We start from the raw sequence: 22,402 nt of genomic DNA, 5'->3' as shown, positions 1-22,402 counted from the left end.
CTACACCACCTCGTGGAAGCCGATCGCGACGCCGGCGGCGGCGCGGGTGGCGACGCCGACGAACACCGCGTTCTCGATCCAGCGCAGCGCCGGCGCCGAGGTCTCGAAGCGCGGCGTGGTGCGGAAGTAGTAGGCGCCGGGATCGACCGCCTCGCCCCGCGCCATCGCGGCGGCGACCGCCGGCGCGGCGACCCGCACGCCCTCGTTGCGCACGTAGATCAGCCCGCCGTCGGACGCGCGGATGGTGTAGCGCGCCTCGACGAAGATCGAGCCGTCGGGCCGCACGATCTGCCAGTCGGCGCCGCCCGGCAGGATCTGCCCGGTCAGACGGGGGCCGGTGACGTCGCCGCCGAGGATGTCGACGATGCGGCGATGGCCCGACGAGGTGACGCCGAGATCCTGGATCGGCGCCACGCGCACCTTGACCATGAAGGCGAAACGCAGCCCCGGCGGGGTGGACAGGAAGGCGTCGATCCGCGGCTCGTCCGTCATGGCTCCTCCGGCGTCGAAGCCGCGACGCGCGGCTCCCGGTCCGTGTACCATGCCGCGCCGCGAGACCGGAGCCCCGCATGACCGACACGCAAGCCGCCGTCGACCCCGCCGCCATCGCCGTCATCGACCGCTACATCGACGCCCTCAACCGCGGCGACCTCGACGGCGTGCGCGCCGCCTTCCACTTCCCGCACGTGATGCTCGCGGCCGGCGGGGTGGAGGTCTATCCGACGGCGCCCGAGCTCTCCTTCGAGTCGTTCTATTCCCGCGTGCTGTCGCAAGGGTGGGTGCGCAGCACCTTCGACGGCCACCGCGTGCTGATGGCGGCGCCCGACAAGCTGCACCTCGACGTCTGGTTCACGCGCCTGCGCGGCGACGACTCGGTGATCAGCGTCCACCATTCGATGTACATCCTGACGCGCGTCGACGGGAAATGGGGCCTGCAGGCCCGCTCCAGCTTCGGCTGATCGCATTGCCGCGACGGCGGCGCTTGCATCGCCACGCGGCGGGTGGCTCTATCGCGCCGGATCCACCGCCGGGAGCGCGTCATGTCGTGGAGAGCTGGCTGGCCTTCACCGCCGCCTCGAGCGTGCTTCTGGCCATCCCCGGGCCGACGATCCTGCTGGTGATCGCCTATTCGCTGGGCCACGGAAGGCGCGCCACGTCGGCGATCGTCGCCGGGGTGGCGCTGGGCGATTTCACGGCGATGACCGCCTCGATGGTCGGACTCGGCGCCCTGCTGGCGACCTCGGCGACCCTGTTCACGGCGCTGAAATGGGCCGGCGCGGCCTATCTCGTGTGGCTGGGCGTCAAGCTGTGGCGGGCGCCGGTCGGCGCTCCCGGCGGGGCCGCAGCCACAGAGGACGCGCCGCCATTCCGCATGTTCGCGCACACCTTCGCCGTGACCGCGCTGAACCCCAAGAGCATCGTGTTCTTCGTGGCGTTCCTGCCGCAGTTCCTCGACCCCGGCAGGCCGCTGTTGACCCAGATGGCGATCTTCGAGACCACGTTCCTGGTCCTCGCGACCCTGAACGCGACGCTCTACGCGCTGGTCGCCGGCGCCGCGCGCCATGCGATCCGCAAGCCGGCGGTGCGGCGGGCGGTGAACCGCACCGGCGGCACCCTGCTGGTCGGCGCCGGCGCCGCCACCGCGCTGTGGCGGCGGGCGGGAAGTTGAGCGGGCGGGACACGGAAGGAGAAGCGGGGATATGGGTTTGAGACTCCTGAAAGCGGCGCTGATCGCGCTGCTGGCGCTGGTGCTCGGCTACGCCGCCGCGTTCGCGATCGGATTGGTGGCGTTCGAGGTCTTCGCCGTGTCGCAGCGCGAGGGCGCCAACGCCATGGGACTGGCGTTCATCATCGCGCCGCTGGTCGCGGTGATCTGCGCCATCGTCGCGGCGGTCTGGTATCTGATCGCGTCCGGCCGGGCCCCGGCGGACCCGACGTCGGAGGCGCCCCGCGGCAACGGCCGCCGGATCGGCCTCATCGTCGCCATGGCGCTCCTCGGCTGGTTGATCGGAAAGGCGGTGCAATGGCTGGCGGGCGGCGGCTCGTTCGACAGTTCTCTCCCCGCTCTCGCGATGTGGATGGCCGACTGGATCGGAGCGGCCGTCCTCGGTGGCACGACATGGTTCGTGACGCGTCCGCGGTCAAGTTAGGCGCCCTGACGCGCGGTTCGATCCGGCTGATGGGATGACGACATGGGCCTGAGAATCCTGAAGATCACGCTGGTGGCGCTGCTAGCGCTCGTGCTCGGCTACATCGCCGCAGTCGTCATCGGCGTGGCGGCGTTCGAGATTTTCGACGTGCCGCAGCGGGACGGCGGCGCGGGGATGGTGCTGATGTTCGTGATCGGCCCGCCGGTGGCCATCCTCTGCGCCGTGATCGCGGGCGTCTGGTACGGCATCGCCTCTGGCCGCCGCGCAGCCGCGGCGGGCGTGGCGGCGGTACCGGCCGGGGGTGCCTCGCAAGGGACCGGCTCCCGGCTCTTGCCGGTGATCGGCGCGGCCGTGGCCGGCTGGCTGGCCGGGACGGTGTTGCAATGGGTGATGCAGTCGCGTCCCTACGGGACGATCATTGTCGCGCTGGCGGTGTCGATGGCGCCGTGGCTCGGCGCGATCGTCTTGGCTGGCGGCACGTGGTGGCTGACGCGTCCGCGGACGGCCGCGGGACCTCGATAGGGCCCAAAAAACAAAACCGCGCCGGTTTAGGGGCGCGGTCCGTTCCGTGGCAATCGCATCCGACCGTTACATCGTCGCTCGCGCCGGCCGTTACATCGCCGGTTCACCACGATGCCAATATGGCGACGGATTGTGTCGGCTTCAAGACGGCCGCCCAGGATTCTTTCCGCCCGCCGGCCCGGCGTCAGGCCCGCGCGAAGGCGCCGCGGCCGAACACCTTGTCCAGTGTCTCGGGCGCCGCCTTGTCGAACGCCGTTGTCCGGGCGCGGACGTCCTCGACGGCGGCCAGCGCCTTCACCACGGCCGGGCGCGCGGCGATGCCGGCGACCCAGGCCATCAGCTTCGGATACTCGGCCTCGACGGCCTTGCCGAGCAACGGCCCGACGTTGCGCGCCCACGGAAAGGTGGCGATGTCGGCGATGGAGTAGGCCGCGCCGCCGAGATACGGCGCCGTCGCCAGCCGGCCCTCGAGGATGTCGAGCGTGCGCCGGACCTGCGTGCGATAGCGCTCGAGCGAATACTCGTTCCCCTTCGGCGCGAACCGCATGAAGTGCACGTACTGGCCGAACATCGGCCCCACCGCGGTCATCTGCACCATCATCCATTGCAGGACGTCGTAGCGCGCCGCGCCGTCCTTCGGCAGGAAGTTCCCGGCTTTCTCCGCCAGGTAGATCAGGATCGCGCCGGACTCGAACACCGTGTACGGCCCGCCGCCCGGCCCCGCGTGGTCGACGATCACCGGCACCTTGGCGCTGGGATTGAGCTTCGTGAACTCGGCACCGAACTGGGCGCCGGCGAAGACGTCGACGGGGATCGCCTTGTAGGCGAGGCCCATCTCCTCCAGCGCGACGTAGATCTTGACCACGTTCGGGCTGCCCATGCCGTAGAGATCGATCATCGATGTCCTCCTCCGGACGCGTCCATCCGCGCCGTGCGATCACGCGCCGGCCAGCTTATCATGGCGCCGGTGTGATCGAACCGCGACCGGAGGCCGGAGATGAACATCGTCTGCCGCGAGCTGACGCCCGCGCTGTGGCCGGACCTCGAGGCGTTGTTCGGGCCGAAGGGCGCCTGCGCCGGCTGCTGGTGCATGGCGTGGCGGCTGGAGAAGGGCGAGAGATGGCCCGACGTGAAGGGCCCGCCGAACAAGCGGCGCTTCCGCAAGCTGGTGCTCGACGGCAAGGCGCACGGCGCGCTGGCCTACGCCGGCGCCGAGCCGGTCGGCTGGGTGTCGTTCGACCGCCGCCGCGATTTCATCAAGCTCGACCGCTCGCCGTCGATGGCGTGCGACGACGCCGCCGACGTGTGGTCCATCCCCTGCTTCTTCATCAAGCCGGAATGGCGCGAGAAGGGCGTCGCCGGCGCGCTGCTGGAGTTCGCGGTCGCGACGCTGCGCAGGCGCGGCGCCGTCGTCATCGAGGGTTATCCGTCGAAGGTGCCGGCCGGCCACAAGGCGCCACCGGCCTTCGTGTTCACCGGCGTCGAGTCGCTGTTCGCGCGCGCCGGCTTCAAGACGGTGGCGCGCCGGCCGAAGGGCAAGCAGCGCGTGCGGCTGACGGTCCCATGAGCGGCGCGCCGTCGCCGGGCTATTTCTGCAGGATGTCGACCATCTCGCGCAGCTGGGTGCGCGCGCGCAGCAGGTAGAAACCCTGGGCCGCGAGGTGGCTGGGCAGGAGCTGCGAGTCGGGCGCGCCGTTGGACACGATCCACGGTTGAAGCGTGGCCGCGGTCCGGAACGTCGCCAGCAGGCGCTGCCACGCGGTCGCCAGATCGCGCTCGCGCTGCACGTTCTGGAAGTCGACGCCGATCTCGCGCAGGACCATGTAGTAGACGTAGATCTGCCCTTTGGCCGTGTAGAACACGTCGTCGGCGTGGAAATCGAGGATGTCGCCGCCGTGCTCGGTGATCTGCCGGTCGATCAGCGCCGAGGTGCCGCCGATGTCGTTGGCCATGCGCTCGAGCAGGGCGCGCAGATTGTCCGAGCGGCGGTCGAACGTCGCCTCCCCCGCAGCCAGCCGCTTGTTGAACGCGATCAGCGCGGTGCGCGCGCCGCGGTACTGCTGCGCCGAGGTCGCGCTCGGCCAGATCGAGACGCTGGGGTTCCAGATGAAGACGTTCGGCTGGTAGTTCAGGAGGCTGGCGGCCTTCTCGAGGTCGGGATCGACCGGGCTCGAGCCGCGGGTGCGGCTGAGCTGGTCGCGCATCTCCACGGTGAGGCGCGCCAGCGCCGTGACCATGCCGCGCTGGAAGTTCGGCATGTTGTCGAGCAGCGCTGTCGGCATGAAGAACGGATCGCTCGGCGTCCAACGGTGGACGTCGACCTCGCGCGTGATCAGGTTGGCGACCATCGCGACGGCCCGGCTCTCGCCGGCCGCCGTCGTCGGGCCGGTGTAGTCGGGATTGGCGTCGATCTTGTGGTAGTAGAGCGCGCCGCCGCCGAAATACAGCAGCGGTATCGCGACCAGGACGACCACCGCCCAGCGGCCAGGCAGCCACCGCAGCGACGTCACGGCGCGCAGACCGCCGAGGCTCGGGCGCCACGCCAGCGCGCGACGCCACCACGGCTGTCTGGCTGCGGGCGGCAGGGGCGGATCGGGATCGAAAGTCATGCGTCCTCGCGGCGACGTATCGTCGGGCAGCGTAGCACGTTCCCGCATATGGGGAGCATCGGGGCGTTGCGCCACGTCCATCGGCGCGGCCATGATCGGGAAACCGAAGACCTCCGGGGAGAGAGACGACATGGCGCTGGACCCGATCGTCCGCAAACTGCTCGACGCCGCCGCGGCCGCCGGCCGGCCGGAACTGCACACGATGGCGCCGGTGGACGCGCGCAAGATGATGCGCGACACCCGCGCGCCGGTGCAGGGCCCGGTCCTCGACACCGTCGCCTCGACCGACCGGACGATCCCCGGGCCGGCGGGCGAGATACCCGTGCGGATCTACCGGCCGAAATCGGCCGCCGCCGACGCCGCCCTGCCGGCGCTCGTCTACTTCCACGGCGGCGGCTGGGTGATCGGCGACATCGAGACCCACCACACCGTCTGCCAGCGGCTCGCGGCCGAGGGCGACATCGTCGTGGTGTCGGTCGACTACCGGCTGGCGCCGGAGCACGCTTTCCCGGCGGCGGTCGACGATTGCTGGGCGGCGACGTGCTGGGTGGCGCGCAACGCCGGCGCGATCGGCGTCGACGGATCGAAGGTCGCGGTCGGCGGCGACAGCGCCGGCGGCAATCTCGCCGCCGTGGTGGCGCTGATGGCCCGCGACCGGGGCGGCGTCACGGTCGGTTTCCAGCTCCTGATCTATCCCGCCGTCGACGCCCTGGCCGACACCGGCTCGATGGCGCGGAACGCCAAGGGCTATCTGCTGACCACCGAGGCGATGCGGTGGTTCTACGACCACTACGTGCCCAACGCCGCCGACCGCGACGACTGGCGCGTCTCGCCGCTGCGGGCGCGCACCCTCGCGAACCTGCCGCCGGCGATGGTGTTCACGGCCGGGTTCGATCCGCTGCGCGACGAGGGCGTCGCCTACGCCCGGCGCCTCGCGCATGACGGCGTCGTGGTCGAGCAGATCGATTTCAGCTCCCTGATCCACGGCTTCTTCGGCATGCCCGGGCCGCTGCCGCAGGCGCGCCGCGCGCTGGCGATGGCCGGCCGCGCGGTGCGCGAGGCGCTGACCGGCGGCTGACGATCCATCCGACGACGGAGACCACGATGGCGCTCGATCCAGAGGTCCAACGGATGCTCGAAATGGCGGCCGCAGCCGGTAGGCCGCCGTGGCAGAACGTCGGTCCCGTCGCGGCGCGCAAGGAGTTCCGCGAGACGCGGATCGTCACCGGCGGGCCGCGGCCGGAAGGAGTCGTGACGCGCGACACGTCGATCCCGGGACCGGGAGGCCCGATGGCGGTGCGCCTCTACCGGCCGGCGGCCGAGTCGCCCAAGGCGCTGCTGCCGGCTCTGATCTACCTGCATGGCGGCGGCTGGGTGATCGGCGACCTCGACACCCACGACAGCACGGCGGCGCGTCTGTCGTTGGAGGCCGGCATCGGGGTGGTCTCGGTCGACTACCGGCTGGCGCCGGAGCATCCCTTCCCGGCAGGGTTCGACGATTCGGTCGCGGCGCTGGCGTGGATCGGCGAGCATGGCGAGGAGCTCGGCGTCGATCCGCATCTGCTGGCGATCGGCGGCGACAGCGCCGGCGCCAATCTGGCGGCGGCGGCGGCGCTGTGGGCGCGCGACCGCGACATGTCGAACCTCCGGTTCCAGCTTCTGACGTATCCCGTGACGGAGTGCGTCACCACCAGCGCGTCCTACGCGCGCTTCGCCGAGGGCTACGGGCTGAGCCGTGCGGCGATGCAATGGTTCATCGATCTCTACGTGCCGAATCCCGCCGACCGCTGGGACTGGCGGGCGGCGCCGCTACGCGCGGCGTCCCTTGCGGGCGTCTGCCCGGCGCTGGTGATCACCGCCGGCTTCGATCCGCTGCGCGACGAGGGCCGCGCCTACGCCGCCCGGATGCGGGACGACGGCGCCACCGTGGACTACGTCGAGTTCGGAGGCATGATCCACGGCTTCTTCGGCTCGGCCGCCCTGCTCCATGGCGCCCGCCGCGGCATCTCGATGGCCGCGGCGGCGCTCAGGGAGGCTCTGGTCGACCGCGCCGAGTGAGCGGCCGCGGTCAGGCCTTCCAGAACGGCTTGTTGGCCTCGTACGCGATCTGGCCGGGGTCGATGCCCAGGTCGCGGGCGTCGCGCTCGCCCAGCGTGGCGAGCTGCGCCCGTTCGACGGCGCGGCGCCGCCACAGGGCCAGGGTGCCGGGCACCCGCGAGAGGATCGACTCCGTCGAGTGGTCGCGGACGTCGGCGGCGGTGAAATGGGTCGTGGTCATGGTCGTCTCCTTGGAGAGGTGTGGATTCGCCGTGGTCAGGCCGGATGGCCGACCGACTGCGCGGGGTGCCGGCGGAGCGCCGCCATCCGGCGGCGCAGTCCGGCCGTGCCGGCGGCGACCAGCGCCGCGATCTGGCGGGCGCGTTCGCGGCGGGCGGCCGCCTCGAGCGCCAGGCGATCATCGAATCGGATGAGATTATCTGTCCGAAATCGGCTGAAAGACCCTGCCGTCGTTCTGGTCATTTGAGTCTCCTTTCGTCATTTGGTGCGGCCAATCTGCGTCCGGATGGGTGCTTTTACAAACGACGTTGCGTCGAGCCAAGATAAGGAAATCTCATCCAGCCGGAGTCCCGGAATGCGCCGTTCCCTGCCCTCCCTCAACGGTCTGCGGGCCTTCGAGGCCGCCGCGCGGCACCTGTCGTTCACCAGCGCGGCGGAGGAGCTGGCCGTCACCCAGGCCGCCGTCAGCCACCAGATCCGCGGCCTCGAGAGCCGGCTGGGCCTCAAGCTGTTCGTGCGCCGTAACCGCGAGATCCTGCTCAGCGAGGCGGGGCAGTCCTATCTGCCGGGCATCCGCCAGGCCTTCGACCTGCTGCACGACGCCACCGAGAAGCTGCTGAAGAAGGACGCCAGCAGGCCGCTCACCGTCACGACGACCGCGTCGTTCGCGACCAAGTGGCTGGTGCCGCGGCTGGGCGCGTTCCAGCAGGAGCATCCCGACATCGACGTGCGCATCTCGACCAACACCTCGCTGGTCGATTTCTCGCGCGACGACATCGATCTCGGCATCCGCTACGGCCACGGCCACTGGGCCGGGCTGCACGCCGAGCGTCTTGTCGCGGAGGACATCTTCCCGGTGTGCAGCCCGGCGCTGCTCAAGGGGCCGAACGCCATCCGCAAGCCGTCCGACCTCAAGAGCCGCACCCTGCTGCACGTGCAGCAGTTCCGCGACGACTGGCAGGTGTGGCTCACCGCCGCCGGCGTCAAAGGCGTCGATCCCTCCCGCGGCCTGCGCTTCGACCTCGCGCTGGCGGCGATCCAGGCGGCGACCGACGGGCTCGGCGTGCTGATCGGCCACCGTCCGCTGGTCGAGAACGACATCAAGGCCGGCAGGCTGGTGGCGCCGTTCGACGTCAAGCTGCCGAGCGACAGCGCCTACTACGTGGTCGCGCCGGCCGAGCGGCTGCGCCGGCCCAAGATCAAGGCGTTCGTCGGCTGGCTGCGCGACACCGTCGTGCGCGAGGCCGGCTCGAGCTGACGGTCACTCCAGCGGGAAGCGCCGCAGCAGCGGCAGCAGCTCCGGTTCCAGGTCGATCTCGAGCGTCAGCAGCGTGCGAACGACGGCGCAGTAGAACGTCGCGAACAGCGTGAACTCGACGATCAGCTCGTCGTCGAGCCGCTCCCGCAACGCCGCGAACGCCTCGTCGGACACGCGGCGGTCCAGCTCGATCTCGCGCGCCGCGCGCAGCAGGGCGCGCTCGAACGGCGGCAGCGCGCTCGTGCCGCCCTTCGATTCCTGGATCAGCGCGTCGATGTCGGCGTCGCCGACCCCGAACTCGCGGCCGATCTCGATGTGGTGCGCCCATTCGTAGGCCGACTTGGCGACGTAGCCGATCTGCAGGATCACCAGCTCGCGCAGCCGGCCGTCGAGCTTGCTCTTGAACCGGATCCAGCGGGCGATGCCGTTGAAGGCGCGGGCGCCGTCGAGGCTGTTCGCCAGCGCCCGGTAGATCGGCCGGTCGCGCCAGATCACGTCCTTGTCGGCCGGCGCCAGCTCCTCGGGCGCGACGTAGCGGATGCGGGCCATGGGTGGGTCTCCAAGTTTCCGATGACAGGCCAGCCTGGAGCATATCCCGGCGGCGTGGAGGCGCCATCCGCATCCGTCAGCCCGAGCGTGGCGAGGGATCCCCGCAGCGAGGTGCGGACCCCTCGCCACGCTCGGGCTGACGGAATGGCGGGTCCACGTTCCGGGTCGACAATCTATTTGCATTTGCAAATATATGGACGGCGGCGCAGGATCGGCGGGAAGGACGAGGGAGGACGCCATGGCGCTGGATTTCGGATACTTCACGCTCAGCGATAACCGCTACCCGGCCAACCCGCGCGACGCCGAGACGTTCGTGCGCGATATCTACGCCGAGGCGCTATGGGCCGAGCGGATCGGCATGAACTCGGCGTGGATCGGGGAACACCATTTCAACCTGCTGGGCGTCAACGCCTCACCGCTGACCATCCTGTCGATGATCGCCGGCGCGACGAAGCGCATCCGGCTGGCCCCGGCCGTGACGCTGCTGCCGGTGCACCATCCTCTGCACGTGGCGGAGGAATGGGCGACGCTCGACCTGCTGTCGGGCGGACGGGTTGATTTCGCCGCCGGCCGCGGCTACGACCGCAAGGAGTACGAGCCGTTCCAGGCGCCGTTCGAGGAGTCCGCCGAGCTGTTCGCGGAGGGGCTGGAGATCCTGTGGCGCGCCTGGACCGAGCCGGGGAAGTGGTCGCACAAGGGCAGGTTCTACAGCTTCGACGACGTCGAGATCCGGCCGCGCCCGGCGCAAAGGCCGCTGCGGCCCTACGTCGCCTGCTTCTCGCGCCCGTCGATGGAGTTGGCGGCGCGTAACGACTGGAACGTGATCTACGCCCCCTTCGCCGCGGCGATGGTCTACGGCTCGCTGGCCGACGCGACGCGCGCCTACCGCGAGACCTGCGAGAGGGCGCACAAGCGCCCGGCGCGGCGCGCGATGTGCTCCTACTTCGTGCACATCGCCTCGACGCCGGCCGAGGAGGCCTACGGCCGCGAGGCGCTGATCCGCTACTTCCACGACGCGCTGATCGCGGCGTTCCCCTCGTCGTCGGGCGAGAAGGTGCCGCCGACCTACAAGTACTTCGTCGAGATCGTCGAGCTGTTGCGCGACATGCGCCCGGAGAAGCTCACCAGCAAGTCGATCCTGGTCGGTCCGCCGGCCAAGATCGTGGAGGACCTCAAGGCGGTCGAGGCCGCCGGCATCGCCGAGGTGATCCTGTACTTCAACTACGGCGCCAAGCCGCACGCGCTGGTGAAGGAGCAGATGCAGCGCTTCATGCAGGAGGTCGCGCCTGCCTTCGAAGGCTCGCACACGAAGCTGACGCTCGAGACGGCCGCCTGACGTGCTGCCGCTCGACGACTACGTCCCCTACCTGCTGAACCGCGCCGGCGCGCGCATCGCCGCGGCGTTCAGCGCGGACGTCCGCGGCTTCGGCATCACGCTGCAGATGTGGCGCGCGCTGGCGGCGCTGACCGACCGCGACGGCCAGACCGTGGGCGAGCTGGCGGCGCGCACCAGCATCGAGGTGTCGACCCTGTCGCGGGCGCTCGACGGGCTGCAGCGCCGCAAGCTTGTCGAGCGCAGCCGAACCGGCGGCGACGGCCGCGTCGTGACCCTCAGTCTGACCAGTGCCGGCCGGACGCTGACGCGGCGCGTGATCCCGATCGCCGAGCGCTACGAACGCGTCGCCGTGGCCGGCCTGTCGGACCGCGACGTCGCGACGCTCAAACGCCTGCTGCGCCGGCTCTACGTCAACATGGACGGGCTCGCCGCCGACGGTCCGGCAAGACCCGCCGCGCGACGCGGTTGAATCGCGCCGCGACCTCGCCGATGGTGGCGCATCGCGAATCCGGGAGCGCTCCATGGCCCGCCTCGACACCGTCGACGATCTCCGCAAGGTCGTGAAGCCGCCGAACGAGCGGACCTTCACCAAGATCCTGCCCGAGCTGGACGAGCAGTCCATCGCGTTCCTGGGGCGCTGCCCCTTCGCGCTGGTGGCCACCACGAACGCCGACGGCACCATCGAGGTCTCGCCCAAGGGCGACGAACCGGGCTTCATCCGCGTCGAGGATCCGCGCACCCTGCTGATCCCGGAGCGCGCCGGCAACAACCTGCCTTCGGCCTGACCAACATCATCGCCAACGGCCGGATCGGCCTGATCGCGCTGGTGCCGGCGACCGGCGAGACGCTGCGCGTCTCCGGCACGGCGGAGGTCTACGACGACGCCGATCTCGTCGCGTCGCTGAGTTCGCTGGGCAAGCCGGCGCTGCTGGCCACGCGGATACGGATCAAGCACAGCTACTTCCACTGCGCCCGCTCGATCCTGCGCGCCAAGCTGTGGGATCCGGCGGCGTGGCCGGCGCCGGGCCGCGTGTCGTTCGGCAGGATCATCGCGCCGAAGATCGGCGGCGACGACGCCCTCGCGGCCCAGATCGATTCCGGCATCGACGGCGCCTACACGACCCGCCTCTGGTCGAACACGTAGGGCGCCTCGCGGCGCTCGTAATGGCGGTCGCGTCCCGGCGGCGCGGGATGCGATTCAGATGACGCCGCCGGGTCGCGCCACGACCCAGATGTCGCGCCATTGGCCGGGGCGGCGCTCGACGCGGCGCTCGACGGTCATGCCGAGCGAGCGCGCCACCGATTGCGAACGGGCGTTGTCGGGGCGGATCAACGCGCCGAGCCGCGGCACCGGCAGGTTGGCGAAGCCCCACACCAGCGCCGCCGCGGCCGCCTCCTTGGCGTAGCCCTTGCCCTGGGTGTCGGGGTGCATGGTCCAGATCATGTCGACGAGATCGAGCTCGTCGAGGCGGCGCAGGCCGCAATGCCCGACCAGCCGGCCGCCCGCGATCTCGACCACGGCCCACGGCGCGCAGCCATGCGCGGTCCAGCGCTGGTCGTACTCGGCGATCTGCGCGCGCTGCGCCGCCACGGCGTGGTCGGCCGGCGCCGGCATCAGCCAGGCGTCGACGGCGGGGTGGTAGCGCAGCGCAGCGTAGTCCCCGGCGTCGCTCTCGACGAAGGGCCGCAGCAGCAATCGCGCCGTGCGCAGGGAGGGTCGCGGATCGGCGCTCATGGCGATACGCCGGCGCGCCACGTCGCTGCGTCGATCTCGTACCAGACCGCGTCGATGCCCTTGTAGACGACCGCGCGCGTATGGCGCATGCCCAGCCGCGCCATGACGGCGCGCGAGGCGGCGTTGTCCGGCCTGGTGATGGCGAAGACCAGATCGAGGCCGCGGTCCTCGAACCCGTGGCGCAGCGTGGCGCGGCCCATCTCGCTGGCGTAGCCTTTGCCATGAACGTCGGGATGCACGGCGTAGAGCAGCTCGGTGCGGCCGTCGAACTCCGGGATCACGCGCAGACCGCCCTGCCCGATCAACCGCCCCTCGCGGCCATCGGCGGTCTTGAGGAACATACCCCAAGGCGCATGGCCGTCCTTGGCGCGGCATTCCGCGAAATACGCGATCATCGCCAGGGCGGCGTCGCCCGCGTCGCCCGTCGCCGGCGCCAGCCAGCGTGCGACGTCGGGGTGGTAGCGCATGGCGGCGTAGGCCGGCGCGTCGGCGTCGATCAGCGGCCGCAGGATCAGCCGCCCGGTCGTCAGAGTGGTCATGGCGCCCGCGTGGCCCGTCGTCGTCCGCCGCCTCAGCCCGCCAGTCCCAGCACGTCCTTCATGGTGTAGAGCCCGGGCGCGCGGCCCTCGGTCCAGCGCGCCGCGCGGACGGCGCCGTTGGCGTAGATCTCGCGGCTGAAGGCGCGGTGGGTCAGCTCCAGACGCTCGCCGACTCCGGCGTACATCACGGTGTGGAAGCCGACCTCGTCGCCGCCGCGCAAGGTGGCGAAGCCGATCTCGCCCAATGGCCGCGCGCCGGTGTGCCCGTCGCGCGACTTGCGCCAGACCTTCTCCAGCGCCACGGCGCGGCCCGACGCCGCCGCGCGGCCCAGCGCCAGCGCCGTGCCGGAGGGCGCGTCGATCTTGTGGCGGTGGTGCATCTCGAGGATGTCGATGTCGTAGTCGGCGTCGAGCAGCGCCGCGGTGCGCTCGACCAGCGCCAGCAGGATGTTGACGCCCAGCGACATGTTGGCCGACCACACGACCGGCACCTTGGCCGCCGCCGCCTCGATCGCCTTGGCCTGATCGGGCGACAGGCCGGTGGTGCCGATCACCATGGCGACGCCCTTCGACGCCGCGACCGCGGCGTGCGCCACCGTGGCGGCCGGCACGGTGAAGTCGATCACGGCCTTCGCCAGACCGATGGCCGCCGACGCGTCCGAGGACAGCGCGACGCCGAGCCGATCGACGCCGGCGTTCTCGCCCGCGTCGCGGCCCAGCAGGTTGCCGCCCGGCGCCTCGGTGGCCGCCACCAACCGGGCGCCCGGCGTCTTCGCCACCTGGCGCACCAGCATCTGCCCCATGCGCCCGCCGGCGCCCGTGATCGCGATGTCCATGACGAGGTCTCCCGGTTCGGGAGGGTTCTACGACACGGGGCCGAGCCCGTCATCCTCGCCAGATTACGAAGGAGAATGAGAAGTGAGACTATCGATTCGGCGATCGGTTCTCCATTTCCTCCCTCAATTCCTCCTCGGTCTGCCCGATGAGCCTCCGGCACGCCGCTACGGCGAGGCGGTACAACCTCCTTTGATCCACCTCACTATCCGGATCGAAATCCTCGGGCTTGGGAATATGGACGCCGCGAATGTTTGGGTTGAGCCTTCCGAAGTTCCTGATCGCCCGCTTGAACTTATCGATCTCGTCCTTCGTGATCTGCAACCGGGCTTTGGTCAGGCTCGACGTGCTGTACACGTACCATCGTCCGTCGATCTCGAATGCACCGTCTACGTAGCTACCGTCCTTCATAGTTCCGGTCGGCCCGGGCGCGTTTGCCTCGTGGGTTTCGTCCCGCCCGCGCTGCTCGGCCAGCACTTTTGTTAGCGCTCGGAACGAGCCGGCAACGCCAAGTTCCATGGCGACCTGCTCACAGGCCGCGAGAATGGTCTCATTGTACCATCTGACAGCTCGTGATCCGCGTCGACCTCCCGGATTGGTAACGCGGCCGCTGACGCTCGCGGCGAGCATCCCAGAGTAGACCGACGTTGCATGAGCGACGAGACTCTCGAACGCCGCCGGCGAGTCCAACTCCACAACGCGCGGTAGTCGCGAGATGTCGATCTCGAACGACGAGCCCAGCCCCGCATTTGGTTCGATTCTGGGAGGCGTGTTGTCGAGAATCGTCGGCTTCGCTTGCTCCGCGGGGAACGGCACCGGCGAGGTCGGCCAGCGCGGCTGGTCCGCAGGGAACGGCGGCAGCTTGAATGGCGGAGGTGGGATGTGAGGCGGCGGAACCGGCTTCGTAGGTGTGGGAATCGGCGTTGGCGGCAAGGGCGGAAGTGGCTCTGCCGCTGTGGTTCGTCCGTTGATCGCACGCCAAACCCATTTGGCCGCTTTTTCAAGAATCTCCTTCTTACCCGCCAGATGGATCGAGCGATCCGGATCGAACGCTGAGTCGTCTGTCTGCGACGGCCCGAAAACGCGCGACCGCTCTTCCGCCGCCGACGCTTCCGCTTCCAGGCGGTCTCTCTCCCTTCGGAAGTGACCAGCGGACTGGCCGTTCAACGCCCGTCCCATCCTCGCCACCGACTGCATCGCGCGGTCAATCTCGCGGGCCTCGCGGCGCAGGTTCTGGGCGCGGACGTAGAAGCGCTCGCTCGGCGTCATGCCGTCGTCTGGATCGGCGGCACCCACCGGCGCGATGGGAACGCCGCCGTCGTAGGGCGGGCCGCCTGTCTCGACGCCCGCGCTCTCGCGCGACGCGGCCGCCGGCGGATCGAAGAACCACGGATCGCGCTGGCCGGTGGTCGGATCGGACGAATCGGCGGGCGCGAACGGGCCGCGCCCGCGGTCGCGAGGCTGGGTCATGGATGGTCCATCGATGTCGGAAACGAAAAACGCCGCCCGGTCGGGGCGGCGTCGGCGCGGTCACTTCGCGAGCGTGACGCGGAAACTATCCTACAGTCGCACCGGCGTTGACAGCGTCGCGCGATGAACCGCGACGCCGCTCAACCCGTTGAGGGCGAAACGCGAATCACCGATGTTGCCGGAAAACCACAGCGTGGCCGCGCCCGCTTCCCGGTCGGCTTCTCAGCGCGCGACGTGGCGATGGCACCCCACCACATGGTCGTCGACCATGCCGGTGGCCTGCATGAAGGCGTAGCAGATCGTCGGGCCGACGAAGCGGAAGCCGAGTTTGGCCAGCGCCTTCGACATCGCCGCGCTCTCGGGCGTCACCGCCGGCACGTCACGCAGCGTCTTCGGTCGGCGCACCAGCGACGCGCCGCCGGTGAACGACCACAGGAAATCGACGGGATCCTCGCGCTCCGCGAGCTTCAGCCAGGCGCGCGCGTTCGACACGCTGGCGTCGATCTTGCCGCGGTGGCGCACGATGCCAGGATCGGCCACCAGCTTCTCCAGCTTGGCCGGCGTGAAGCGCGCGACCTTGGCGGGATCGAAGCCGGCGTAGACCTTGCGGTAGCGCTCGCGTTTGCGCAGCACCGTGATCCACGACAGCCCGGCCTGGCAACCCTCGAGGATCAGCAGCTCGAACAGGGCGTTGGCATCGCGGTGCGGCCGGCCCCACTCCTCATCGTGGTAGGCGGTGTAAAGCGGATCGTCGGAGAGCCAGCCGCAGCGCGGCCGGCCGTCGCCGTGGTGGACGAGATCGTGTTTCCAGACCATGCGCGACGGTGGCGCGGCGCCGGCGGCCGGTCAACCGGCGGCGGCGCGGGAAACGGCCCGGCGATCAGTCGCCGCCGAACATCTCCTTGACCTTGTTGAAGAAGCCCTCGGATTGCGGCGAGGTGTCCTTGCCCGCGCCGGCGGCCTCGAACTCCTTCAACAGCTCCTTCTGCTTCGACGTCAGGTTCACCGGCGTCTCGATCACGGTCTCGATGTAGAGGTCGCCCTTCTGGGTCGAGCGCAGCACCGTCATGCCCTTGCCGCGCAGCCGGAACTGGTGGCCGGACTGGGTGCCGGCCGGCACCGTGATGCGCGCCGCCTTGCCGTCGAGCGTCGGCACCTCGATCGAGCCGCCCAGCGCGGCCTGCACCATGCTGATCGGCACGCGGCAGGTCAGGTCGGCGCCATCGCGCTCGTAGAAGCGGTGCTTGCGCAGCGACAGGAACACGTAGAGGTCGCCGGGCGGGCCGCCGCGGGCGCCGGCCTCGCCCTCGGCGCCGAGCCGGATGCGGGTGCCGTCCTCGACGCCGGGCGGGATCTTGACGTTCAACGTCTTGTCTCGCCGTACGCGGCCCTGGCCGGCGCAGGCGCGGCACGGCTTCTCGATCTTCTGGCCGGCGCCGTGGCAGGTCGGGCAGGTGCGCTCGATGGTGAAGAAACCCTGCTGCATGCGGACCTTGCCGCGGCCCTGGCAGGTGCCGCAGGTGACCGGCTTCGATCCGGCCTCGGCGCCGCTGCCGTGGCAGGTGTCGCACTGCACCGAGCTGGGCACGCGGATGTTGGTGTCGCAGCCGGCGTAGGCGTCCTCGAGCGAGATCTCGAGGTTGTAGCGCAGGTCGGCGCCGCGCGCCGGACCGCTGGCGCCGCCGCGGCCGCCGCCGCCGCGACCGAACATCTCCTCGAAGATGTCGCTGAAATCGAAGCCCGCGCCACCGCCGCCGAACGGACCGCCGCCGGGGCCGTTGGGGCCGGCGCCGCCCTCGAAGGCGGCGGCCCCGAAGCGGTCGTAGGCGGCGCGCTTCTGCTCGTCCTTCAGGACGTCGTAGGCGTGGCTGATCTCCTTGAATTTCTTCTCGGCTTCCTTGTCCCCCGGATTCCGGTCGGGATGGAACTTCATCGCCAGCTTGCGGTACGACTTCTTGATGTCGTCGGCGCTGGCGGTGCGCGCGACGCCGAGCAGCTCGTAAAAATCCTGGGCCATGCCAGCGCCCCGTTGGCCGGGCGGCCCCTCAGGCGCCGCCGCGGCTGGTCCTCAAACGCGTCGAACCCCCGTCCCTCCAGCGCGTCACGGCGGAGGGACGGGGGCTATCTCCGGGCGCCGGTCAGGCGGCGCCGCTCTTGCGGTTCTTGTCGGTGACGTCCTCGAAATCGGCGTCGACCACCTTACCGTCCTTGTTGGCGGCGCCGCCAGCCGGCGCTTCCGCCGTGGCCGCGCCCGCCGCCGCCGCGTCGGTCTGCTGGGCCTTGTACATGGCCTCGCCCAGCTTCATCGCCGCCTGCGCCAGCGCGTTGGTCTTGGACTTGATGTCCTCGGCGTCGTCGCCGGCCATCACCGCCTTCAACGCCTCCATCGCGCCCTCGATCGCCGCCTTGTCGGCGGCCGGCACCTTCTCGCCGTGCTCCTCGAGGTTCTTCTGGGTCGCGTGCACCAGGCTCTCGGCCTGATTGCGCGTGTCGACCAGGTCGCGCTTCTTCTTGTCCTCGGCGGCGTTGGCCTCGGCCTCCTTCACCATCTTCTGGATCTCGGCCTCGCTCAGGCCGCCCGAGGCCTGGATGCGGATCTGCTGCTCCTTGCCGGTGGCCTTGTCCTTGGCGGTGACGTGGACGATGCCGTTGGCGTCGATGTCGAACGTGACCTCGATCTGCGGCACGCCGCGCGGCGCCGGCGGGATGCCGACCAGGTCGAACTGGCCCAGCAGCTTGTTGTCCTGCGCCATCTCGCGCTCGCCCTGGAAGACCCGGATGGTCACCGCCGTCTGGCTGTCGTCCGCGGTCGAGAACACCTGGCTCTTCTTGGTCGGGATCGTGGTGTTGCGGTCGATCAGGCGCGTGAACACGCCGCCCAGCGTCTCGATGCCGAGCGACAGCGGCGTCACGTCGAGCAGCAGGACGTCCTTGACCTCACCCTTGAGCACGGCGCCCTGCACGCCGGCGCCGATCGCCACGACCTCGTCGGGGTTCACGTTGCGCGCCGGCTCCTTGCCGAAGAACTGCTTCACCGTCTCGACGACCTTCGGCATCCGCGTCATGCCGCCGACCAGGATGATCTCGTCGATCTCGCTGGCCTTCACGCCGGCGTCCTTGAGCGCCGCTTTGCAGGGCTCGAGCGTGCGCTGCACGAGATCGTCGACCAGGGCCTCGAGCTTGGCGCGCGAGAGCTTGATGACGAGGTGCTTCGGCCCCGCCGCGTCGGCGGTGATGAACGGCAGGTTGATCTCGGTCTCCTTGCTGGACGACAGCTCGATCTTCGCCTTCTCGGCGGCCTCCTTCAGCCGCTGCAGCGCCAGCTTGTCCTTGCGCAGGTCGATGCCGTTGTCCTTCTTGAACTCGTCGGCGAGGTAGCCGATGACGCGGACGTCGAAGTCCTCGCCGCCGAGGAAGGTGTCGCCGTTGGTGGACTTGACCTCGAACACGCCGTCGCCGATCTCCAGCACCGACACGTCGAACGTGCCGCCGCCGAGGTCGTAGACCGCGATCAGGCCGGACTTCTTCTTGTCCATGCCGTAGGCCAGCGCCGCCGCCGTCGGCTCGTTGATGATGCGCAGCACGTCGAGGCCGGCGATCTTGCCGGCGTCCTTGGTGGCCTGGCGCTGGGCGTCGTTGAAGTACGCCGGCACGGTGATGACGGCCTGCGTGACGGGCTCGCCGAGATACGACTCGGCCGTCTCCTTCATCTTCATCAGGATGAAGGCCGACATCTGGCTCGGGCTGTACTGCTTGCCCTCGATCTCGACCCAGGCGTCGCCGCTCGGGCCCTTGACGATCTTGAACGGGGCCAGCCCGATCTCCTTCTGGACCATCGGGTCGTCGAAGCGGCGGCCGATCAGGCGCTTGACCGCGTAGAGCGTCTTCGTCGGGTTGGTGACGGCCTGGCGCTTGGCAGCCTGGCCGACCAGACGCTCGCCGGAATCGGCGAACGCGACCATCGACGGCGTGGTGCGGGCGCCCTCGGAATTCTCGATCACCCGCGGGTCGCCGCCTTCCATGATGGCGACGCAGGAGTTGGTGGTGCCGAGATCGATGCCAATGACTTTGGACATGTCTTGCCTCTCTCTTCTTCGGCGGACCCGTCCGGCCCTGTCGGCACCGGGGCGGTCCCCTGGAGTTGGATGTATCAATGCACGGAGATAAACCCGTGCGCGACAAGGGCTATATAGGGGGGCGTGGCGCCCCCGCAACCGGCGCGCCAATGAAAAGGACCGCATTTTTGCGCGGCAGCCTTCCGGGGACCGCGGCGGCGCGTGGCGGCCGCCCGCCACCGGGGTAGACTCGCCCGCGCCATGATCGTCTCTGCCTCCTACCGCACCGACATCCCGGCCTTCCACGGCGCGTGGTTCCTGAACCGGCTGGCGGCCGGCTGGGCGGCGGTGCGCAACCCCTATGGCGGCGGCGTCTCGCGCGTGGCGCTGGACCGGGGCGCGGTCGACGGCTTCGTGTTCTGGACGAAGAATATCGGCCCGTTCCTCGATGGCCTCGACGCCGTGGCGGCGCGTGGCCATCCCTTCGTGGTCCAGCATTCCGTCACGTCGGCGCCCCGGGCGCTGGAGCGGTAGGCGCCGGCGCCGGACAAAGCCGTGGCCGATATCCGCGCCGTCGCACGGCGGTTCGGCCGCCGCGCGGCGGTGTGGCGCTACGATCCGATCGTGATCACCGACCTGATGCCGGCCGAGGCCCACCGGGCCGCGTTCGCCCGGCTGGCGGCGGCTCTCGCGGGGTCGGTCGACGAGGTGACGCTGAGCTTCGTGCAGCCCTACCGGAAGACGACGCGCAACCTCGACGCGGCCGCGGCGGCGCACGGTTTCGCGTGGCGCGACCCGCCCGCCGACGAGAAGACGGCGCTGCTCGCCGGGCTCGTCGAAATCGCCCGCGACCACGGCCTTTCCGCGACGTTGTGCGCGCAGCCGGAACTGCTGGTCGACGGCCTCGCGGCGGCGCGCTGCGTCGACGCCCGGCGTCTGTCGGACGTCGCCGGCCGCGAGATCGGCGCCCGACGGAAGGGCAACAGGCCGGGCTGCCTGTGCGCCGAGAGCCGCGACATCGGCGCCTACGACACCTGCCCGATGGGCTGCGTCTACTGCTACGCCGTGCGCGACCGCGACCGCGCGGCGGCGCGGCGCGCGGCGCTCGATCCGGCCTCCGACACGCTCTGAGCCGGCGCCGGTCGAAGGCCCTCGCGACGGCGGGGCGCTTCCGGCATGGCCGGCCCGCGCCGGCCGCGCCTTGCCGCGCGGCCGCGCCCCGTTACGATGCCGGCCCATCCTTCCGGCGCGGCGGAGCGTTCCATGGCCCTCGACATCAAAGCCTGCATCTTCGACGTGTTCGGCACGGTGGTGGACTGGCGCAGCAGCGTCAGCGCCGATCTGGCGGCGTTCGCGCGCACCCGCGGCATCGACGGGGTCGACTGGGTCGCGTTCGCGGTCGCGTGGCGCAAGCTCTACCAGCCGTCGATGGAGGAGTGCCGCAGCGGCCGGCGCGGCTGGACGGCGCTCGACATCCTGCACCGCGAGAGCCTCGTCACCCTGGTCGGGCGCTACGGCCTCAAGGGTCTGTCCGACGCCGACATCGACCACATGAACCGCGCCTGGCACCGGCTCGATCCGTGGCCCGACGCGGTACCGGGCCTGACGCGGCTGAAGACCAAGCACATCATCGCGCCGTGCTCGAACGGCAACATCGCGCTGATCGTGAACATGGCCAAACGCGCCGGCCTGCCGTGGGATTGCGTGCTCGGCGCCGAGACGGCGCGCGCCTACAAGCCGCAGCCCGAGGCCTACCTGGCGGCCTGCCGCTCGCTCGACCTGGCGCCGGCCCGCGTGATGATGGTGGCGGCCCACAACGGCGACCTGAAGGCCGCCAAGGCGCAGGGGCTGTCGACCGCCTTCGTGCCGCGGCCGACCGAGCACGGGCCGGGCCAGACGACCGATCTCGCCGCCGACGCGACCTGCGTCGACGTGCCGGCGGCCAGCTTCACCGACCTCGCCGCCAAGCTCGGCTGCTGACGCCGGCGCGGGTCAGCGCGCCCGCGCCCGCATCGCGCGGGCGCCGGTGGCGACGCGCATCGCGACCCGGCGCGCGATCGCGTCGTCGGGCATGCCCGTCGTCTTGCAGTCGATCTCCGCCTCCATGATGAAGGCGAGCGCGGCGGCGGCCGAGCGCGGCGACCAGAACCGCAACTGCGCCAGCAGCGGCGTCTTGCGGCTGTAGTGGATCGGCGGCCGCAGCCGGGCGACAGCGTCGTCCGCCCGCGCGCCGCCTTCGACCAGCCCTGTGATTCGATGCAGGATGTCGGCGTGGCGCTGCAACGCGCGGACGGCCGCGACCGGCGCCACGCCCTCGCCGAGCACGCGGTCCAGCGACCGGTCGAGCGCGCCGGGATCGCCCGAGAACGCGGCGTAGACGGCGTCGTCGAGACGGATCGCGGCGGTGTCGCCGATCACGGACATGGCGTCGTCAAGCGTCACCAGCCGTGCGTCGGCCGGCGCGCCGGCGACCGGAATCCCCTTGTAGAGGACGAGTTTCTCGAGCTCGCTGCGCGAGACGCCCCTGTCGCCGCCGAGATTGTCGACGACGTACTCCCGCGCGTCGGGCTCGATCCGCAGGCCGAGCTCGGCGAGCGCGGAATCGACCAGCTTGGCGATGGCCTCGTCGGCGTCCTCGAAACACGGGATCGCCGCCCCGGCGGGCGCGGCCTCGACCAGCCGCCGCAACGTCGAGGTCTTCGCCAGGTTGCCGGCCTCGACCACGACCAGCGCGTCGCCGGCCGACGCCTCGAGCACCGCCGCGACGGCATCGGCGACCCCGTCGCCGGCCGGACGCACGCGCACGACGCGGCGGCCGCCCAGCATCGAGATCGACTGGAACTCGTCGAGCAGGCGGGCGGGATCGTCCTCGACGCGGTCGCCGGCGAGCTCGACGACCTGGAACGCGTCGCTCAGGTCGGGGCAGACGGCCTGCGCCAGCGCCCGGGCGCGCTCCGCTACCAGGCCCTCGTCGTTGCCGTAGACCAGCGCGACGCGCAGCTTCGGATCCGGCTTGCGGGCGTAGCCGGCCACGAACGCCTGTGCCTGTCCGCCCTTGATCTCCACGT

27 protein-coding genes and 1 pseudogene are annotated in these 22,402 nt (G+C 70.6%); 14 read left to right on the top strand and 14 right to left on the bottom strand.

The features are described from left to right. Complete coding sequence (locus tag IPK81_12780) at window positions 1–492, bottom strand: DUF3237 domain-containing protein (protein QQS10546.1); 492 nt, start codon at window positions 490–492, stop codon at window positions 1–3. 77 nt (window positions 493–569) lie between these two features. On the opposite strand from IPK81_12780, the gene IPK81_12775 reads away from it, so the two are divergent. The 4 genes from IPK81_12775 to IPK81_12760 are packed head-to-tail and all read left to right on the top strand — an operon-like array spanning window position 570 to window position 2,672. Further along, window positions 570–959, top strand: coding sequence for a hypothetical protein (locus tag IPK81_12775; GenBank protein ID QQS10545.1), 390 nt, complete (start codon window positions 570–572; stop codon window positions 957–959). Next, complete coding sequence (locus IPK81_12770; GenBank protein ID QQS10544.1) at window positions 926–1,669, top strand: LysE family translocator; 744 nt, start codon at window positions 926–928, stop codon at window positions 1,667–1,669. The genes IPK81_12775 and IPK81_12770 overlap by 34 nt, the downstream gene beginning before the upstream one ends. A 31-nt stretch (window positions 1,670–1,700) precedes the next feature. Continuing rightward, the gene (locus IPK81_12765) at window positions 1,701–2,150 is read left to right on the top strand and encodes a hypothetical protein (protein ID QQS10543.1); all 450 of its coding nucleotides are present in this window, start codon (window positions 1,701–1,703) and stop codon (window positions 2,148–2,150) included. Window positions 2,151–2,192: 42 nt separating this feature from the next. Continuing rightward, entirely contained in the window at window positions 2,193–2,672 is a 480-nt protein-coding gene (locus IPK81_12760) for a hypothetical protein (GenBank protein QQS10542.1), read from the top strand. Window positions 2,673–2,856: 184 nt separating this feature from the next. Here IPK81_12760 and IPK81_12755 read toward each other — a convergent pair whose 3' ends face one another. Next, the gene (locus IPK81_12755; GenBank protein ID QQS10541.1) at window positions 2,857–3,570 is read right to left on the bottom strand and encodes a glutathione S-transferase C-terminal domain-containing protein; all 714 of its coding nucleotides are present in this window, start codon (window positions 3,568–3,570) and stop codon (window positions 2,857–2,859) included. A 99-nt stretch (window positions 3,571–3,669) separates the two neighbouring features. Between IPK81_12755 and IPK81_12750 the strand changes: the two genes are divergently transcribed. Next, window positions 3,670–4,239, top strand: a complete 570-nt coding sequence (locus IPK81_12750; GenBank protein ID QQS10540.1) for a GNAT family N-acetyltransferase — start codon at window positions 3,670–3,672, stop codon at window positions 4,237–4,239. Between the two features lie 19 nt (window positions 4,240–4,258). Here IPK81_12750 and IPK81_12745 read toward each other — a convergent pair whose 3' ends face one another. After that, window positions 4,259–5,281: a DUF2333 family protein gene (locus IPK81_12745; protein ID QQS10539.1), complete on the bottom strand. Its 1,023-nt coding sequence runs from the start codon at window positions 5,279–5,281 to the stop codon at window positions 4,259–4,261. A 130-nt stretch (window positions 5,282–5,411) separates the two neighbouring features. On the opposite strand from IPK81_12745, the gene IPK81_12740 reads away from it, so the two are divergent. Both IPK81_12740 and IPK81_12735 read left to right on the top strand, forming a co-directional pair. Next, window positions 5,412–6,359: an alpha/beta hydrolase gene (locus IPK81_12740; GenBank protein QQS10538.1), complete on the top strand. Its 948-nt coding sequence runs from the start codon at window positions 5,412–5,414 to the stop codon at window positions 6,357–6,359. 26 nt (window positions 6,360–6,385) lie between these two features. Continuing rightward, window positions 6,386–7,339 (top strand): alpha/beta hydrolase, encoded by a 954-nt coding sequence (locus IPK81_12735; GenBank protein QQS10537.1) that lies wholly within the window; start codon window positions 6,386–6,388, stop codon window positions 7,337–7,339. Between the two features lie 10 nt (window positions 7,340–7,349). On the opposite strand, the gene IPK81_12730 is transcribed toward IPK81_12735, so the two are convergent. Together IPK81_12730 and IPK81_12725 are read right to left on the bottom strand one after the other, a co-directional pair. Continuing rightward, on the bottom strand, window positions 7,350–7,559 hold the full coding sequence (locus tag IPK81_12730) for a DUF1127 domain-containing protein (GenBank protein QQS10536.1): 210 nt from the start codon (window positions 7,557–7,559) through the stop codon (window positions 7,350–7,352). A gap of 35 nt (window positions 7,560–7,594) precedes the next feature. Then, window positions 7,595–7,801 (bottom strand): hypothetical protein, encoded by a 207-nt coding sequence (locus tag IPK81_12725; protein ID QQS10535.1) that lies wholly within the window; start codon window positions 7,799–7,801, stop codon window positions 7,595–7,597. A 112-nt stretch (window positions 7,802–7,913) separates the two neighbouring features. On the opposite strand from IPK81_12725, the gene IPK81_12720 reads away from it, so the two are divergent. After that, window positions 7,914–8,816: a transcriptional regulator GcvA gene (locus tag IPK81_12720; protein ID QQS10534.1), complete on the top strand. Its 903-nt coding sequence runs from the start codon at window positions 7,914–7,916 to the stop codon at window positions 8,814–8,816. Between the two features lie 3 nt (window positions 8,817–8,819). Here the strand turns inward: IPK81_12720 and IPK81_12715 are convergent, their stop codons facing one another. After that, window positions 8,820–9,365, bottom strand: a complete 546-nt coding sequence (locus IPK81_12715) for a carboxymuconolactone decarboxylase family protein (GenBank protein QQS10533.1) — start codon at window positions 9,363–9,365, stop codon at window positions 8,820–8,822. Window positions 9,366–9,603: 238 nt separating this feature from the next. On the opposite strand from IPK81_12715, the gene IPK81_12710 reads away from it, so the two are divergent. Genes IPK81_12710 through IPK81_12695 form a run of 4 tightly spaced genes read left to right on the top strand, consistent with a single transcriptional unit; the run spans window position 9,604 to window position 11,845 of the window. After that, window positions 9,604–10,701 (top strand): LLM class flavin-dependent oxidoreductase, encoded by a 1,098-nt coding sequence (locus IPK81_12710; protein ID QQS10532.1) that lies wholly within the window; start codon window positions 9,604–9,606, stop codon window positions 10,699–10,701. A gap of 1 nt (window position 10,702) precedes the next feature. Then, window positions 10,703–11,170, top strand: coding sequence for a winged helix-turn-helix transcriptional regulator (locus tag IPK81_12705; GenBank protein QQS10531.1), 468 nt, complete (start codon window positions 10,703–10,705; stop codon window positions 11,168–11,170). A gap of 52 nt (window positions 11,171–11,222) precedes the next feature. Beyond that, window positions 11,223–11,486, top strand: a complete 264-nt coding sequence (locus tag IPK81_12700; protein ID QQS10530.1) for a hypothetical protein — start codon at window positions 11,223–11,225, stop codon at window positions 11,484–11,486. Between the two features lie 41 nt (window positions 11,487–11,527). Next, a complete protein-coding gene (locus IPK81_12695) occupies window positions 11,528–11,845 on the top strand; it encodes a hypothetical protein (protein ID QQS10529.1) in 318 nt (105 codons plus the stop codon). Window positions 11,846–11,899: 54 nt separating this feature from the next. Here IPK81_12695 and IPK81_12690 read toward each other — a convergent pair whose 3' ends face one another. The 7 genes from IPK81_12690 to dnaK form a co-directional block, all read right to left on the bottom strand. Continuing rightward, window positions 11,900–12,436, bottom strand: coding sequence for a GNAT family N-acetyltransferase (locus IPK81_12690; GenBank protein QQS10528.1), 537 nt, complete (start codon window positions 12,434–12,436; stop codon window positions 11,900–11,902). After that, complete coding sequence (locus tag IPK81_12685) at window positions 12,433–12,975, bottom strand: GNAT family N-acetyltransferase (GenBank protein ID QQS10527.1); 543 nt, start codon at window positions 12,973–12,975, stop codon at window positions 12,433–12,435. The genes IPK81_12690 and IPK81_12685 overlap by 4 nt, the downstream gene beginning before the upstream one ends. A 32-nt stretch (window positions 12,976–13,007) precedes the next feature. Further along, window positions 13,008–13,811 carry a 4-hydroxy-tetrahydrodipicolinate reductase gene (locus IPK81_12680; protein QQS10526.1) on the bottom strand — a complete coding sequence of 268 codons (804 nt, stop codon included), beginning with the start codon at window positions 13,809–13,811 and terminating at the stop codon, window positions 13,008–13,010. An 88-nt stretch (window positions 13,812–13,899) separates the two neighbouring features. Further along, window positions 13,900–15,279 carry a hypothetical protein gene (locus IPK81_12675; GenBank protein ID QQS10525.1) on the bottom strand — a complete coding sequence of 460 codons (1,380 nt, stop codon included), beginning with the start codon at window positions 15,277–15,279 and terminating at the stop codon, window positions 13,900–13,902. Between the two features lie 222 nt (window positions 15,280–15,501). Next, window positions 15,502–16,095, bottom strand: coding sequence for a DNA-3-methyladenine glycosylase I (locus IPK81_12670; GenBank protein ID QQS10524.1), 594 nt, complete (start codon window positions 16,093–16,095; stop codon window positions 15,502–15,504). A gap of 64 nt (window positions 16,096–16,159) precedes the next feature. Then, window positions 16,160–17,296 carry a molecular chaperone DnaJ gene (dnaJ, locus tag IPK81_12665; protein ID QQS10523.1) on the bottom strand — a complete coding sequence of 379 codons (1,137 nt, stop codon included), beginning with the start codon at window positions 17,294–17,296 and terminating at the stop codon, window positions 16,160–16,162. Window positions 17,297–17,417: 121 nt separating this feature from the next. Then, entirely contained in the window at window positions 17,418–19,355 is a 1,938-nt protein-coding gene (gene dnaK / locus IPK81_12660) for a molecular chaperone DnaK (protein ID QQS10522.1), read from the bottom strand. A gap of 240 nt (window positions 19,356–19,595) precedes the next feature. On the opposite strand from dnaK, the pseudogene IPK81_12655 reads away from it, so the two are divergent. Then, window positions 19,596–20,465 (top strand): annotated as a pseudogene (locus IPK81_12655) (DUF1848 domain-containing protein). A gap of 132 nt (window positions 20,466–20,597) precedes the next feature. After that, complete coding sequence (locus IPK81_12650) at window positions 20,598–21,314, top strand: haloacid dehalogenase type II (GenBank protein ID QQS10521.1); 717 nt, start codon at window positions 20,598–20,600, stop codon at window positions 21,312–21,314. A gap of 12 nt (window positions 21,315–21,326) precedes the next feature. Here IPK81_12650 and IPK81_12645 read toward each other — a convergent pair whose 3' ends face one another. Next, window positions 21,327–22,400 carry a DNA polymerase III subunit delta gene (locus IPK81_12645; GenBank protein ID QQS10520.1) on the bottom strand — a complete coding sequence of 358 codons (1,074 nt, stop codon included), beginning with the start codon at window positions 22,398–22,400 and terminating at the stop codon, window positions 21,327–21,329. Window positions 22,401–22,402: the final 2 nt, after the last annotated feature.

Source organism: Rhodospirillales bacterium, assembly GCA_016699855.1.
In the GTDB taxonomy this organism is placed as follows: domain Bacteria; phylum Pseudomonadota; class Alphaproteobacteria; order Reyranellales; family Reyranellaceae.
This window is presented reverse-complemented; position numbering and strand designations above follow the sequence as displayed.